Source organism: Providencia huaxiensis (assembly GCF_002843235.3).
Taxonomy (GTDB): domain Bacteria; phylum Pseudomonadota; class Gammaproteobacteria; order Enterobacterales; family Enterobacteriaceae; genus Providencia; species Providencia huaxiensis.
Genome location: NZ_CP031123.2, coordinates 4,463,464 through 4,478,176 on the forward strand (window position 1 = coordinate 4,463,464; position 14,713 = coordinate 4,478,176).

Genomic DNA, 14,713 nt, shown 5'->3' on the forward strand with positions numbered 1-14,713 from the left:
CTTACTATGCGGCGGCAGGCAATTCTTGGTTCTAGTCGCTAGGTTAATTCAGTAAGGGCAACATGGAAATTTTCTTTACTATTCTTATTTTGATTTTAGCTGTCTCTGTTTCAGGGGTGGCCGCTAAAATTCTTCCTATTCGTATTCCTCTTCCTCTCATTCAAATCGCTATTGGTGCGCTATTGGCTTGGCCACAATTTGGCCTACATGTCACCTTTGACCCAGAACTTTTTATGGTTCTGTTAATCCCACCTTTGCTGTTTGTTGATGGATGGAAAACGCCAACCCGTGAGTTCTTTCAAAACGGTCGAGAAATTTTTATTTTAGTGTTGGTTCTCGTATTGGTTACGGTTATTGGGATAGGTTATTTAATTTACTGGTTGATGCCCGGTATTCCATTGATTGCTGCGTTTGCTCTAGCGGCTGTATTATCGCCCACCGATGCCGTTGCATTATCTTCCATTGTTGGAAAAGGGCGTATTCCTAAACGGATGATGAGTGTGCTAGAAGGAGAGGCATTGATGAATGATGCCTCTGGTCTGGTTGCATTAAAATTTGCGGTAGCAATTGCCATGGGAACCATGGTGTTTAGCGCCTCTGGCGTTACCATTGAATTTTTCAAAGTTGCGGTTGGCGGGCTACTCGCAGGTATCATCGTGACTTGGCTATACAGTAAATCATTACGTCTAATGAGCCGCTGGAGCGGTGATGACCCTGCAACCCAAATAGTATTTATGCTATTGCTGCCATTTGCATCATACATGATTGCGGAACATATTGGTTTTTCAGGTATTTTAGCTGCCGTTGCGGCGGGTATGACCATTACAAAATCGGGGGTTATCCGTAACGCTCCATTAGCGATGAGGCTACGTGCTGATAGCGTTTGGTCGATGCTTGAATTTGTCTTTAACGGGTTGGTTTTCATCATGTTAGGGCTTCAATTGCCCGGTATTTGGGAAACGTCTGTTATCCAAGCGGATCTCGACCCAAGCGTAGAAACGTGGATGCTATTTGCCGCGGTGGCAATTATCTATTTTGCTTTACTGCTATTGCGTTTTTGTTGGCTATGGCTGATGAAAAGGTTTAGCCGTTTGTTCTTAAAGAAAAGGCCACTGCAGTTTGCGAACTATACCGTGCGTGAGCTTTGGCTTGCCTCTTTTGCAGGGGTACGCGGGGCGATCACCTTAGCGGGTGTGCTCTCTATCCCGTTATTTTTAACGGATGGCTCGCCATTCCCTGCACGTTACCAGTTAGTATTTATTGCCGCGGGGGTTATCTTATTTTCCATTTTTGCAGGTGTGGTCGCTTTACCGCTTCTGCTGCGTAATTTTAAAGTGGGCGACAAAGAAGCCGATGCCAATGAAATCCGCATGGCAAAAGCCGCAATGGCTGAAGTAGCGATTGTCAGCTTAAATAAGATGCAGGAACGTTTATCTGCTGACGTTGATGAAAAACTCGACTCAGAAGATATCAGTGAAGTTGCTTCCCGTGTGACGGGTTATTTAAGACGACGTACGGCAGGGCAAGATGAAATTGACCATAATTTGCTGATAGAAGACCTTGAACGACGTTTTCGTTTAACGGCTTTACGTGCAGAGCGTGGTGAGCTTTATCACTTGCGCGCCACCAAGAAAATCAGTAATGAGACGCTACAAACGCTGTTGGTCGATCTGGACTTATTAGAAGCCGTCTTGATCGAAAAAGAGCATTAAAACCAAAAAGCGAGTATTCTAGCCAACATTCTTAAGTTTGGGGCGAAATACAGCATTATGTGGTTACTTGTTATCACGACGCTGCTTTGGGCAGCGTCGTTTAGTCTTATCGGCGAATACCTTGCGGGCCAAGTAGATAGTTGGTTCTCAGTATTAGTGCGGGTTGCACTGGCTTCGCTGGTTTTTTTACCTTTCCTACGTTGGCGCCAGTTTAGCGCTAAAGTGATTTCGCTCTATATGCTAGTGGGCGCTTGCCAACTTGGCATCATGTACCTGTTTGTATTCCATGCTTATCAATACCTTACTGTTGCTGAATTTTTGCTTTTTACAGTGTTAACACCGCTATACGTCACGTTAATTTATGACTTATTAGAACGGCAGAAGCTGCGTAAAGGCTACCTGTTTAGCTCATTATTAGCGGTGATTGGTGCGGCAATTATTCGTTATGACCACTTGAGTGAATCTTTTTGGTTAGGTTTACTTTTTGTGCAATTAGCAAATATCTTTTTTGCGATTGGACAGGTGGGGTATAAACGTCTGATGGAGATACATCCGATCCCTCAACATCAGGCTTTCTCATGGTTTTACCTTGGTGCAACGCTAGTTGCATTGCTTGGATGGCTGCTATTTGGTAATAAATCGATGATGCCGACAACGACTCTCCAGTGGGGCGTCTTATTGTGGCTGGGTATTGCAGCTTCAGGCATTGGCTACTTTATGTGGAACTATGGCGCAACCAAAGTGGATGCCGGAACCCTTGCTATTATGAATAACATGATGGTCCCAGCGGGGTTATTAGTGAATTTTGCTATCTGGCAACAACACCCGGATTGGCTGAGTTTTACCATAGGATCGAGCTTAATAGTTGCTTCTCTTTGGGTGCATAAGCGTTGGATCCTTTCGCGGCCTTCACATAAGACAAGTACTCCACAGCGTGATCCGTCGTCGCCTCAGTAAATGCTTCAATAGCTGGCTGGCGCTGTTCTCCTTCACGGCAGGCCGCGTACAGCCGGCTCCACAAACCGCTACCCAAGGTTTTGGTTTTTATTAGCCCTTGTTTTTCAAATGAATCAACCGCCCAGTGAGGAAGTGCAGCGATACCCATTTTAGCAGCGACCATTTGGATTAAAATTAATGTGTTATCGACATTTTTTACGTTAGGTGACACACCCGCAGGTTGCAGAAAATGGCGCCACACATCGAAGCGATCCCGTTGTACTGGATAGATAAGCAACGTTTCATCTGCCAAATCATGGGGGTCAATATGTGGTTTCTTGGCTAGGGGGTGGTCGTTCGCCACAATCAACTTCACTTCATAATCAAACATTGGCGTATAGTGGATGCCTTGATCTGGCAAGATGTCAGAAGTCATCACAATATCCAATTCCCTTGAGAGCAATTCAGGTTGTGGGTCGAACGCCACCCCAGATTTAAAATCCACACTAACTTGTGGCCAAGTTTGTCTGAATTGCTGTAGTGCAGGGGTCAACCACTGAATGCAGCTATGGCATTCAATCGCGATGCGTAACGCACAAACCCCAGGCTCATTACATACTCGAATGGCATCTTTTACTAATGGCAGGACTTGTTGTGCCAACTGTAATAAGACTTCCCCTTGTGGCGTAAAGCGCAAAGGTTGGCTTTTACGAATAAATAACCGGAAACCTAGCCGATGCTCTAAATCACTAAATTGGTGTGATAAAGCAGACTGTGTCTGGTGCAAGTGTGTTGCTGTTGCCGCTAATGAACCGTATTGGCTGAGCGCTTGCAATGTTTTTAAATGTTTTAGTTCGATCATGAGAAACCTTCACGGTGACAATGAAAAATTTGCGCTTGTGCTTTATACAGTACCTGTTGATTATGGATGTGTAAACATCTAGACGGCTAAATATTTTAAGGGGTCAATATGTCTGTTATAAATCATACACTTGGTTTTCCACGTGTCGGTCTAAAAAGAGAGCTAAAACGTGCACAAGAAGATTATTGGGCAGGCAAGATTGACCAAGCCGCGCTATTAGAAACCGGTTATCAGTTACGTGCGCGCCATTGGCAACAACAAAAAAGTGCAGGTGTTGAGCTATTACCCGTTGGTGATTTCGCTTGGTATGACCAAGTGCTGGCAACCAGTTTGCTATTGGGCAATGTGCCGCCACGCCATCAAAATGAAGATGGTTCGATTGATTTAGATACCTTATTTCGTGTTGCTCGCGGTCGCGCACCAACGGGCAAACCCGCTCCCGCAGGTGAGATGACGAAGTGGTTTAATACGAACTACCACTACATCGTGCCTGAATTTCAAAAAGGGCAACAATTTTCCCTGTCTTGGACACAACTGTTTGATGAAGTCGATGAGGCATTAGCATTAGGCCACAAGGTAAAACCCGTTATCATTGGCCCTATAACCTACCTCTGGTTAGGTAAAGTGAAAGGTGAACCGTTCGACCGCTTATCATTATTGAATGAATTATTACCTGTATATCAGGAGATCTTGTCTCGCTTAGCAGAAAAAGGCCTTGAGTGGGTACAAATTGATGAGCCTGCATTAGTGTTAGATTTGCCAGAGCAATGGCAGCAAGCTTATCAGCACGCATATCAAGCGCTGTCAGGTCATATAAAGCTGTTGTTAACCACCTATTTTGATGGTGTGAGCCACCATTTAGACTTGATTAAGCAATTGCCAGTGCAAGGTTTACATGTTGATGTGGTCGCAGGCGCTGATGATATTGAAAAACTACATCAAGTGCTGCCCGCAGATTGGGTATTATCACTGGGAATTATTAATGGCCGTAATGTATGGAAGGCGGACTTAGGTGAAAAATTTTTACAGGTGAAACCGCTCTTAGGTCAGCGTGATATATGGGTAGGAACGTCATGTTCATTACTGCATAGCCCAATCGACTTAAATGATGAGACGCGTTTAGATACCGAAGTAAAAAGCTGGTTCGCTTTTGCTATCCAAAAATGCGAAGAACTTGCTCTGTTAACTAAAGCGTTAAATCAGCCAACAGACAGTCACATTGCTGAATTAGAGACATACAGTGCACCTATTCGAGCGCGTAAAACATCAACTCGAGTGAATAATGCATCAGTGGCTCAGCGTCTGGCTGCAATCAGTGAAGGGGATACTGAGCGTTATAGCCCATATCCACAGCGAGCAGCGCGCCAACGTCAACGCTTTAACTTACCATTATGGCCGACCACCACGATTGGTTCTTTCCCACAAACCAGTGAAATTAGAACGCTACGTTTAGATTTCAAAAAAGGAAATGTGGATAAAACCTACTATCGCACCAATATTAGTGAACATATTAAGCAAGCTATTAAAGAACAAGAAATTTTAGATATCGACGTTCTTGTGCATGGCGAAGCTGAACGTAATGACATGGTGGAATACTTTGGTGAGCACTTTGATGGTTATGTATTTACCCAAAATGGTTGGGTTCAAAGCTATGGCTCACGTTGCGTTAAGCCCCCAGTGATTATTGGTGATATTAGTCGCCCAGAAGCGATAACCGTGGAGTGGGCAAAATACGCTCAGTCCTTAACGGAGAAACCGGTCAAATGGATGTTAACTGGCCCTGTCACTATTCTGTGTTGGTCATTCCCACGTGAAGATGTTAGCCGTGAAACGATTGCTAAACAGATTGCGCTAGCGTTACGTGATGAAGTCGATGACTTACAAAAAGCGGGGATCGGTATTATTCAAATCGATGAGCCTGCACTGCGTGAAGGGTTACCACTGCGCAGAGATGAGTGGGCGGCTTACCTCAAATGGGCTGTTGACGCCTTCAAGCTTAGTGCTGCGATTGCTGATGATGACACGCAAATTCACACTCATATGTGCTATTGCGAGTTTAATGACATCATGGATTCTATTGCGGCTCTGGATGCCGACGTGATCACGATTGAAACATCACGTTCAGATATGGATCTGTTAGACGCATTCGAAGATTTTGATTATCCAAATGAAATTGGTCCCGGTGTCTATGATATTCACTCACCAAATGTACCTAATGTGGAATGGATTGTTGCATTATTAAGAAAGGCGGCGAAGCGTGTCCCGGTGGAACGTTTATGGGTTAACCCAGATTGTGGCTTAAAAACTCGCGGCTGGCCAGAAACTCGCCAAGCATTAGCTAACATGGTTGAGGCAGCGAAACAGCTTAGAAATGAGCAGTAAAATGGTGATCAGCTAGTGTGTCTAAAAGGCAGGGGAAACCTGCCTTTTAGAAAATATTAACCAAATAATTTAGATTTCAGTAAGTTCATACCGATAGAAGCAAGATCGAGGCTTTCAGGAACTTCGCCATTTGGTGTGGCACTATCAACTAATTGAGGAAGATATTTAGCAATCATTTCTGAGGTTGCTTGAGGCTCTAAGCCAACCTGTTGAGCTAACTCTTGGATATTGGCATTTCCAAAAACTTGCATTAATTGGCTAGCATCGATAGGTAAATTATTACCTTCACTGATCCACGATGCAATAACACCACCTAAGCCTTGTTCGTTAAATTTTTCGATAACACCTTGAAGGCCACCTTGCTCCTCAACCCAGTTTATTACTGATTGAAATTGTTGCATTTTGTCGCCTGCAACCATACCCATCATTTGCTCAAATAACCCCATGTTATCTCCTAGGCAATCAGCCAATTTATGCTCTCATCCATAGTATGGAGCATTATTCAAAAAATTGTAGTCGGCTATTTTCAGCAATTTGAGTTTTAGGTCAATAGAAATGATGCATTGAATATAGTGCAGTAGAAAAATAACGGTTTTTCATTTGTGAATTAAATGTGAGTAAACGCAATGAGCATCACATTTTTTATCACATTATCTTGTGAAGGGGGTGCTGAGGGTTTTGTTCATTTAATTTGTTTTGATTCAATTGGTTACGTTTTATTTGTTGGTTTTTTATATTATCTTAAATGTGATGTTAGTCATGTGTTTGTGAATTTTATTGTGTGAAAATTCACAACAGTCACGAAGATTAACAACATCAGGGGTCATTATGGGAAATTTCGTTAATAAAGTTGGCGTGATTGGCCTAGGTTCTATGGGGATGGGGATCGCACAATCTCTTATAAAAAATAACATTCCTACCTATGGATTTGATTTAAACCAAGGTGCTTGCGAAAGCCTACTTCGTGGTGGAGCTGTTGCAGTGGGGCAAAATGCAGCGGAATTCGCCCATGAGATTGACGCTTTATTGTTAGTGGTCGTCAATGGTCGTCAAGTTGAAGCGATTTTATTTTCGGGTGAACAGCCTCTTGTTGAGCAATTACGCCCCGGTACAGTTATTGTACTGCATAGCACACTCTCCGCTGAGCAAACAAAAAATATCGCTCAGCGCCTTGCCTCATATCAATTACCGCTTGTAGATGCGCCTATTTCAGGCGGTTCAATTAAAGCCGCTGAAGGGAAGTTGACCATAATGGCTTCAGGTGAGCCTGCTTTATTTGAGCGGCTTTCACCCGTATTTGACGCTATTTCTGAGCGCTTATATCGTGTAGGGGATGACGTTGGCTTAGGCTCAACCGTCAAAACGATTCACCAGTTATTAGCTGGGGTGCATATTGCTGTTGCTGCAGAAAGTATGGCTTTAGCCGCCAAAGCGGGTATTAACCTTGATGTGATGTATGACATTGTTACCCATGCAGCTGGAAATTCATGGATGTTTGAAAACCGCATGCAACATGTTCTAGATGGTGATTACACCCCAAAATCGTCAGTCGATATTTTTGTCAAAGATTTAGGGCTAGTGATGGAAACAGGGAAAGCATTAAATTTCCCGCTCCCACTAGCTTCAACCGCCCATCAAATGTTTATTTCAGCGAGCAATGAAGGTTTTGGTTTGCAGGATGACAGCGCGGTGATCAAAACATTTAAAGGTATTACTTTACCGGAGAAAAAAGCATGACAGTGAAGTTAGGCGTAATAGCGGATGATTTTACCGGTGCGACTGATATCGCAGGCTTTATGGTGCAAAACGGTTGGAAGGTCGTCCAATTATTGAATGAACCCGATGAAAACACACCGGTACCACAAGATGTTGATGCCATAGTCATTAGTTTAAAAAGCCGCTCTTGTCCTGTCGATGAAGCTGTCAGTGCATCGACCAATGCGTGCAATTGGCTGAAACAAAAAGCGAATTGTCAGCAAATTTTCTTTAAATATTGCTCGACGTTTGACTCAACTGAAAAAGGCAATATTGGTCCCGTTACAGATGCATTGATGGCGCAACTGGGAACAGGCTTAGCATTAGTTTGCCCTGCGTTACCGATTAACGGCAGAACAGTTATTCATGGTCATTTGTTTGTGAATGGCCAGCTACTTAATGAAAGTGGCATGCAGCATCACCCTGTAACCCCAATGACCGACGCAAATTTATTGCGTGTGATGGAAAAGCAATCAAAAGGCAAAGCAGGTTTAGTCAGACTTGATGATATTCAAAAAGGCAGTGACGTTGTTAGCCAAAAACTTGCCGAATTAGCTCAACAAGGTGTGAGTTACGCGGTCGTTGATGGCTTGACGATGGATGATTTGCTTCCTATCGCACAAGCGGTTAAAGCGATGCCATTGTTAACTGGGGGTTCCGGCCTCGGTGCTGCACTGGCCAATGTGGATAGCCAATGTTCATGGGGCGGCACAACGCAACGAGGTGAAAAACCAACAGGTAAAAACAGGAAAACAGTTGTTTTATCAGGCAGTTGCTCGGTAATGACTAACAAACAAGTGCTGGCTTATCAGCAAGTTGCCCCTGCAAAAATGTTGGATGTGGGGGAGTGTTTAAATAACCCTGAGTATGCCAAAACATTGGCAGATTGGGTGCAAGCACAGCAACTAACTGGTTTAGCACCAATGCTTTATGCCACTCAATCACCTGAATTATTGAAACAGACACAAGAAAAATATGGCGCAGCGGAATCAAGTTTCGCGGTCGAGAAGGTATTTGGTGAAGTAGTCGCGCTGTTGCAAGCGAAAGGGTATGACACCTTTATTATTGCTGGCGGCGAAACCTCTGGAAAAGTGGTTCAAAGCCTTGGAACAGAACAATTAAGTATTGGTTCACCAATTGCCCCTGGTGTGCCATGGGTACAGGATTTAGCAAGCGGTAACTGGTTGGCGCTGAAATCAGGTAATTTCGGCCAAGAAAATTTCTTCCAGTTTGCACAGGAGATGTTTAATGAGTGATGAAAAGGCGCTGCGCCAAGAGTTAGTCGATTGGGCTAAATCAATGTTTAACCGCGGCTACAGTAGCGGTGGCGCAGGAAATATTAGTGCTCGGTTACCTGATGGTTCGATTATCGTGACACCGACAAACTCCAGTTTTGGTGATTTAGACCCTAACAAACTGAGTAAGCTCGATGCACAAGGCAATTGGATTGGGGGAGATAAACCGACAAAAGAAGTTTCTATGCATATGGCGATGTATCTGCAACGCCCTGATTGCCAAGCGGTTGTTCATCTTCACTCACCTTGGTTAACGGCGTTGTCTTGCTTGCCGGGGTTAGATACAAAAAATTGTTTGCCTCCAATCACACCATATTATGTGATGCGAGTGGGGAAACTGCCATTGATTGAATACTTGCCACCGGGGGATGACCGAATTGGTGAGGAAATTGCAAAATTAGCACCGACACATAATGCGGTATTGCTATCGAATCATGGCCCGGTCGTGGGTGGTAAAACATTAAGACAAGCTTTCTTTAATGCAGAAGAGTTAGAAGATACCGCTCGCTTATATATCACATTACGCCCACATGGCTTTACAACATTAACGCAAGAGCAAGTTGAACAGCTCGAAAGTCGTTATCCACAAAAGTAGCGAGGCGAAAATGGCTAAATTTGCTGCAAATCTAAGTATGATGTTTACCGAAGTGCCTTTTATACAGCGCTTTGAGCGAGCTGCAAATGCAGGGTTCAAAGGTGTTGAATATCTTTTTCCTTATGAAGAAGATGCCGATGTCATTGCTGGTGAGCTGAGTAAACACCATTTAACTCAGGCTCTGTTTAATATGCCAGCAGGAAATTGGGCACAAGGTGAGCGCGGAATGGCGTCGATCCCCGGTCGTGAGAACGAATTTGCCGAAGGCGTACAGACCGCATTGAAATATGCGAAAGCGTTAGGTTGTAAACAAGTTCATGCGATGGCAGGAAAAGTGAATGATAACTATACACTTGAACAGCAAACTGCGTGTTATATCAAAAACATTCAATATGCGGCCGATGTGATGGCTGAGCACGGTATTCGTGTGCTTATCGAACCCATCAATACCCGTGATATGCCCGGATACTTTTTGACCACGCAAAAACAAGCTGAAGCATTACTGCCTGAAATTAATCGTGAAAATGTCTTTATTCAGTTGGATTTATATCACTGCCAAATTATGGAAGGTGATTTATTGAAAACAATTGAGCGTTTATGGGGTAAATTTAGTCACATTCAGATAGCGTCAGTCCCTTATCGTCATGAACCGGATAGCGGTGAAGTCAATTACCCATGGATTTTTAAGCAATTAGATGAAATGGGTTATGAAGGCTGGTTAGGATGTGAATATCATCCAGCAGGCCGTACCGAAGATGGATTAGGCTGGCTTAAACAAGCAAATTCATAATTAGGAGAACCTATGCTCCCTTCTGAGCGTCGTGATTTTATTTACCGTTACGTGCATGAACATCAAACCGTATCGATCAGTGACTTGGTTGAGCTAATGAATGTCTCTCATATGACAGTGCGACGTGATATTCGGATGTTAGAAGAAGAAGGGAAGGTGCTCAGTATCAGTGGTGGCGTTAAGTTAAATGATGTATTGCGCCAAGAGCTACCTTGGAGTGAAAAGGCACGGTTGCATCATCGCCATAAGCGTGAAATTGGCCAGTTTGCCAGCTCATTAGTTGAAGATGGGCAAGTGGTCTATCTCGATGCGGGAACAACCACCTTTGAGATAGCACGCGTACTTGGCGAGCGTTTTAATTTAACGATTGTCACCAATGATTTTTCCATTATGCAGTACTTAATGAATAAATCGCAGCTAAACCTATACCACACCGGGGGATTAGTGGATAAACGTAACCATTCTAGTGTCGGAAATACGGCTGCGATGATGCTGAAAACGCTCAATGTTGATATTGCTTTTATCAGCACCAGTTCATGGGATTTGCAGCATGGGGTTTCTACTCCACATGAGGAAAAAGTTCAGATAAAACAAACGCTATTGGATGTTGCTCGCCGTTGTGTGCTGGTTTCAGACAGTAGTAAGTTCGGCAAATATGGCATGTTTCGTGTTTGCCCATTGAATCAATTGCACGACATCATTTGTGATGACCAATTGCCAACTGATGTGGTGCAGCGGATAACAGAACAAAACATAAAACTTCATTTAATCAAGACATAAAACATAAATAATCTTACCTAAAACTGCATAGCCAGTTAAAAGGCTATAGCAAGGAGAATTACAATGAAAGTTATTATTACTGGTGGCGCAGGCTTTCTGGGCCAGCAGCTAGCCGCTGCTTTGCTTAAAAATCGCCAGGGTTTAAAATTTGACCACCTTGTTTTAGCCGATATTCAATGCCCTACATCACCGGTTGAAGATGCCAGAGTCAGTTGTGTTGCGTTAGATTTAACGCAAGCAGGGGCAGCTGATAAACTGATTGATGCACAAACCGATGTGGTTTTCCACCTTGCAGCTATCGTAAGTAGCCACGCTGAAAGTGATTTTGACTTGGGAATGAAGGTTAACTTTGAAGCCACTCGCCAATTATTGGAAGTCGCTCGTGCCAAGAACCCTGCAATCAAATTTATGTTCACCAGCTCTCTCGCTGTGTTTGGTGGTGAGCTACCTGATGTCATCACAGACTTGTGTGTCGTTAACCCACAGTCGTCCTATGGCGCTCAAAAAGCCATGTGTGAATTGATGGTCAATGACTATTCACGTAAAGGCTTTGTTGATGGCCGTGTGATGCGTTTGCCAACCATTAGTATTCGTCCGGGTGTGCCAAATAAAGCGGCCTCTTCATTCGCAAGTGGCATTATTCGTGAGCCATTAAATGGGATTGAAAGTGTTTGTCCTGTCTCCCCTGACCTCGCGCTATGGTTATCTAGCCCTGAAACTGTGATTAACAACTTTATTCATGCAGTGAGTATCCCTGCTGAGAAATTCGGTAAATCACGCACTGTGAACCTGCCAGGTATCACCGTTACCGTCCAAGGCATGATTGATGCGTTACGTGATGTTGCAGGCCAAGAAGCGGTAGATCTGATTCGCTTTGAACCTGACGAAGCCATTAACCGTATTGTGGCGAGCTGGCCGGGCAAATTTGATATCAGCCGTGCATTGGATCTCGGTTTCCGTGCCGATGGCTCGTTTGGTGATGCGATCCGTTCGTTTATCACCAACCACGGTTCGTCTAAGTAGGAGATAGCCTATGTCCTATATTCCTATTATTGGCCTCGCAGTGGCCATATTTGTCCTGATCTTTTTAGTATTACGAACGCGTGTTCATGCGTTATTAGCAATGCTAATTGCTGCGGCAATCGCGGGTATATCCGGTGGTTTGACCGCGGCAGAGACGGTGACAGTCATCACAAAAGGCTTTGGGTCAACACTCGGTAGCATCGGTATTGTTATTGGACTCGGGGTAATGATGGGAAGGGTGCTGGAAGTTTCAGGTGCTGCTGAACAGATAGCTTATAGCTTTATCAAATGGCTAGGTAAAAAACGCGAAGAATGGGCGTTAGCAATTACCGGTTATATTGTCAGTATTCCTATCTTCGTTGACTCTGCTTTTGTGATTTTATATCCATTGGCAAAAGCATTAGCCAAAAATGGTAAACGTAGCATACTGACTCTAGGCGTTGCACTCGCTGGTGGGTTGGTGGTGACACACCATACTGTTCCACCGACTCCGGGGCCTTTAGGCGTTGCAGGGATTTTTGGTGTCGATGTTGGCGCGATGATCCTCGCGGGTATGAGCCTCGCTATTCCTTGTGTTATCGGTATTGTTTTGTATGCAAAATGGTTAGGGACTAAGTACCCTGAATTTATGCCAGATGAAACGGGCAGCGAAGACCTGAAAGAAGTTCACGCTCGTTATATGGAAGAAAAAGCGAATAAACCATTACCCAGCCTGTTCTTATCGCTTTTACCAATTATCACACCTATTTTGTTGATTTTCATAAATGCAATCAATGGGTTAATTCTAAAAACAGAATCTTTCCAAGGCATGGAAAGCAATTGGTACTTCCAAACGTTTGAATTTTTAGGCGCACCAATTATCGCATTATCAATTAGTGTGTTGATCTCTGTTTACACATTAATGCCAAAAGCAACAAAAGAAGAAGTCATCGACCGTATGGAAGAAGGCTTACAAGCAGCCGGTATTATTCTGCTTGTTACGGGGGCTGGTGGTGCATTAGGTGCGGTACTGCGCGATAGTGGCACAGGAAATATTCTTGCTGAACATGTAGCAAATCTGCCAATTACACCTGTATTGATTCCATTTATTATTGCAACCTTGGTTCGTTTGATTCAAGGCTCGGGTACAGTAGCAATGATTACCGCAGCATCTATTTCTGCTCCAATCATTAGCCAAATACCTGATATTAACTTATTGGTCGCGGCGCAAGCGGCAACCATGGGGTCTCTGTTCTTCGGTTACTTCAACGATAGCCTGTATTGGGTAGTGAACAGAATGATGGGAATTAAGGACGTTAAACAACAAATCATTGTTTGGTCTATTCCGACCACCATTGCGTGGGCGATAGGTCTAGTTGGAGTCCTCGTTCTTGATGTAATTCTCTAGTATAGCGTTACTATTTTTAGTTCTGCCAAATAATCAAAGCGCCCAGTAATCAGGGGCGCTTTTGTCGTTATGTCAAACTTTCATCTATACTGATGGCAATGGGTGTTAAAGAGAAATAAAATCAATGAACATATGTGATGTAAATCACTAAATAATGAAATCAAACTTTTATTGTTTTCATTAAAGGTGATGTTCATCACTAAAAATTTATCGTTTTCTCGTTATATTACAAATAACGATTAATCAGTATCGACTGATTTAATGATGCCATTGTGTAAAGGAGTTTGAAATGTCCGACGTTTTCCACTTAGGTTTAAAGAAAAGTGACTTACAGGGTGCGACCGTAGCGATTGTTCCTGGGGATCCTAACCGTGTTGAAAAAATTGCACGTCTGATGGATAACCCTGTACACCTTGCGTCATTACGTGAATATACCTCTTGGCGTGGTGAACTTGACGGAAAAGCCGTCATTGTTTGCTCAACGGGTATTGGTGGTCCATCAACATCGATTGCCGTAGAAGAACTGGCACAACTTGGTATCCGTACTTTCTTACGTATTGGTACAACAGGTGCAATTCAAGAAGATATTAATGTCGGTGATGTGTTAGTCACAACGGGGGCTGTACGTTTAGATGGCGCTAGCCAACACTTTGCACCATTAGAATACCCTGCTGTTGCTGATTTTAACTGTACCAATGCGCTTTATGCCGCAGCGAAAGATGCGGGCGCAACCGTTCATGTCGGTGTCACCGCGTCATCAGATACCTTCTACCCCGGTCAAGAGCGTTATGATACCTATACCGGCCGTGTAATGCGTCATTTCAGAGGTTCGATGAAAGAGTGGCAAGACATGGGCGTAATGAACTACGAAATGGAATCAGCCACATTGCTGACTATGTGTTCTAGCAGTAAAGGGTTACGTGCTGGTATGGTTGCGGGGGTTATCGTAAATCGTACCCAACAAGAAATTCCAAATGAAGCGTTACTGAAGAAAACGGAAGGTAACGTATTAAGTATTGTGGTTGAAGCTGCACGCCGCTTACTGTAGTCCGTGATTTACTGGCTCGCTTACTTGGCTTTCACTCGGTTGTGGACAAAAAGTAAGCGGGCTTAGTCCTCTTATATATCCCTTATTTCTCTTTATTTCCTTTATAAATATTACAATTGTTAATTAATTTACAGGAAATATTCTGATC

13 protein-coding genes are annotated in these 14,713 nt (G+C 43.7%); 11 read left to right on the forward strand and 2 right to left on the reverse strand.

Annotated elements, in window-relative coordinates; all coding sequences use genetic code 11:
- Positions 1 to 62: 62 nt before the first annotated feature.
- Both CYG50_RS22220 and CYG50_RS22225 read left to right on the forward strand, forming a co-directional pair.
- Positions 63 to 1,712, forward strand: a complete 1,650-nt coding sequence (locus tag CYG50_RS22220; RefSeq protein ID WP_102139093.1) for a Na+/H+ antiporter — start codon at positions 63 to 65, stop codon at positions 1,710 to 1,712.
- Between the two features lie 57 nt (positions 1,713 to 1,769).
- Entirely contained in the window at positions 1,770 to 2,669 is a 900-nt protein-coding gene (locus tag CYG50_RS22225; RefSeq protein WP_116068790.1) for a carboxylate/amino acid/amine transporter, read from the forward strand.
- Here the strand turns inward: CYG50_RS22225 and metR are convergent.
- Complete coding sequence (gene metR, locus CYG50_RS22230) at positions 2,554 to 3,510, reverse strand: HTH-type transcriptional regulator MetR (RefSeq protein WP_102139092.1); 957 nt, start codon at positions 3,508 to 3,510, stop codon at positions 2,554 to 2,556. The two genes, CYG50_RS22225 and metR, sit on opposite strands and share 116 nt — an antisense overlap.
- A 108-nt stretch (positions 3,511 to 3,618) precedes the next feature.
- Between metR and metE the strand changes: the two genes are divergently transcribed.
- Positions 3,619 to 5,892 carry a 5-methyltetrahydropteroyltriglutamate--homocysteine S-methyltransferase gene (gene metE / locus CYG50_RS22235; protein WP_102139091.1) on the forward strand — a complete coding sequence of 758 codons (2,274 nt, stop codon included), beginning with the start codon at positions 3,619 to 3,621 and terminating at the stop codon, positions 5,890 to 5,892.
- A gap of 56 nt (positions 5,893 to 5,948) precedes the next feature.
- On the opposite strand, the gene CYG50_RS22240 is transcribed toward metE, so the two are convergent.
- Positions 5,949 to 6,338, reverse strand: coding sequence for a YidB family protein (locus CYG50_RS22240; RefSeq protein WP_102139090.1), 390 nt, complete (start codon positions 6,336 to 6,338; stop codon positions 5,949 to 5,951).
- Between the two features lie 382 nt (positions 6,339 to 6,720).
- On the opposite strand from CYG50_RS22240, the gene ltnD reads away from it, so the two are divergent.
- The 8 genes from ltnD (at position 6,721) to udp (ending at position 14,565) form a co-directional block, all read left to right on the forward strand.
- Positions 6,721 to 7,629, forward strand: a complete 909-nt coding sequence (gene ltnD, locus CYG50_RS22245; protein WP_102139089.1) for an L-threonate dehydrogenase — start codon at positions 6,721 to 6,723, stop codon at positions 7,627 to 7,629.
- Positions 7,626 to 8,903 (forward strand): 3-oxo-tetronate kinase, encoded by a 1,278-nt coding sequence (otnK, locus tag CYG50_RS22250; RefSeq protein WP_102139088.1) that lies wholly within the window; start codon positions 7,626 to 7,628, stop codon positions 8,901 to 8,903. Before ltnD ends, otnK begins: the two co-directional genes overlap by 4 nt.
- Positions 8,896 to 9,537 carry a 3-oxo-tetronate 4-phosphate decarboxylase gene (otnC, locus tag CYG50_RS22255; RefSeq protein WP_004260842.1) on the forward strand — a complete coding sequence of 214 codons (642 nt, stop codon included), beginning with the start codon at positions 8,896 to 8,898 and terminating at the stop codon, positions 9,535 to 9,537. Before otnK ends, otnC begins: the two co-directional genes overlap by 8 nt.
- A gap of 10 nt (positions 9,538 to 9,547) precedes the next feature.
- Positions 9,548 to 10,327 (forward strand): 2-oxo-tetronate isomerase, encoded by a 780-nt coding sequence (otnI, locus tag CYG50_RS22260; protein WP_102139087.1) that lies wholly within the window; start codon positions 9,548 to 9,550, stop codon positions 10,325 to 10,327.
- A gap of 12 nt (positions 10,328 to 10,339) precedes the next feature.
- On the forward strand, positions 10,340 to 11,107 hold the full coding sequence (locus CYG50_RS22265; RefSeq protein ID WP_004260836.1) for a DeoR/GlpR family DNA-binding transcription regulator: 768 nt from the start codon (positions 10,340 to 10,342) through the stop codon (positions 11,105 to 11,107).
- Between the two features lie 63 nt (positions 11,108 to 11,170).
- A complete protein-coding gene (gene denD / locus CYG50_RS22270) occupies positions 11,171 to 12,130 on the forward strand; it encodes a D-erythronate dehydrogenase (RefSeq protein ID WP_102139086.1) in 960 nt (319 codons plus the stop codon).
- Between the two features lie 10 nt (positions 12,131 to 12,140).
- A complete protein-coding gene (locus CYG50_RS22275; protein ID WP_094961394.1) occupies positions 12,141 to 13,517 on the forward strand; it encodes a GntP family permease in 1,377 nt (458 codons plus the stop codon).
- Between the two features lie 289 nt (positions 13,518 to 13,806).
- On the forward strand, positions 13,807 to 14,565 hold the full coding sequence (gene udp / locus CYG50_RS22280; protein ID WP_042848832.1) for a uridine phosphorylase: 759 nt from the start codon (positions 13,807 to 13,809) through the stop codon (positions 14,563 to 14,565).
- Positions 14,566 to 14,713: the final 148 nt, after the last annotated feature.

What these genes read in the sequence shown, in the direction of transcription:
- CYG50_RS22265 (WP_004260836.1), top strand. Translation starts at nt 10,340, where the DNA reads ATGCTCCCTTCTGAGCGTCGTGATTTTATTTACCGTTACGTGCATGAA.
- udp (WP_042848832.1), top strand. Translation starts at nt 13,807, where the DNA reads ATGTCCGACGTTTTCCACTTAGGTTTAAAGAAAAGTGACTTACAGGGT.
- metE (WP_102139091.1), top strand. Translation starts at nt 3,619, where the DNA reads ATGTCTGTTATAAATCATACACTTGGTTTTCCACGTGTCGGTCTAAAA.
- CYG50_RS22240 (WP_102139090.1), bottom strand. Translation starts at nt 6,338, where the DNA reads ATGGGGTTATTTGAGCAAATGATGGGTATGGTTGCAGGCGACAAAATG.
- CYG50_RS22275 (WP_094961394.1), top strand. Translation starts at nt 12,141, where the DNA reads ATGTCCTATATTCCTATTATTGGCCTCGCAGTGGCCATATTTGTCCTG.
- ltnD (WP_102139089.1), top strand. Translation starts at nt 6,721, where the DNA reads ATGGGAAATTTCGTTAATAAAGTTGGCGTGATTGGCCTAGGTTCTATG.
- otnK (WP_102139088.1), top strand. Translation starts at nt 7,626, where the DNA reads ATGACAGTGAAGTTAGGCGTAATAGCGGATGATTTTACCGGTGCGACT.
- denD (WP_102139086.1), top strand. Translation starts at nt 11,171, where the DNA reads ATGAAAGTTATTATTACTGGTGGCGCAGGCTTTCTGGGCCAGCAGCTA.
- otnC (WP_004260842.1), top strand. Translation starts at nt 8,896, where the DNA reads ATGAGTGATGAAAAGGCGCTGCGCCAAGAGTTAGTCGATTGGGCTAAA.
- metR (WP_102139092.1), bottom strand. Translation starts at nt 3,510, where the DNA reads ATGATCGAACTAAAACATTTAAAAACATTGCAAGCGCTCAGCCAATAC.
- otnI (WP_102139087.1), top strand. Translation starts at nt 9,548, where the DNA reads ATGGCTAAATTTGCTGCAAATCTAAGTATGATGTTTACCGAAGTGCCT.
- CYG50_RS22225 (WP_116068790.1), top strand. Translation starts at nt 1,770, where the DNA reads ATGTGGTTACTTGTTATCACGACGCTGCTTTGGGCAGCGTCGTTTAGT.
- CYG50_RS22220 (WP_102139093.1), top strand. Translation starts at nt 63, where the DNA reads ATGGAAATTTTCTTTACTATTCTTATTTTGATTTTAGCTGTCTCTGTT.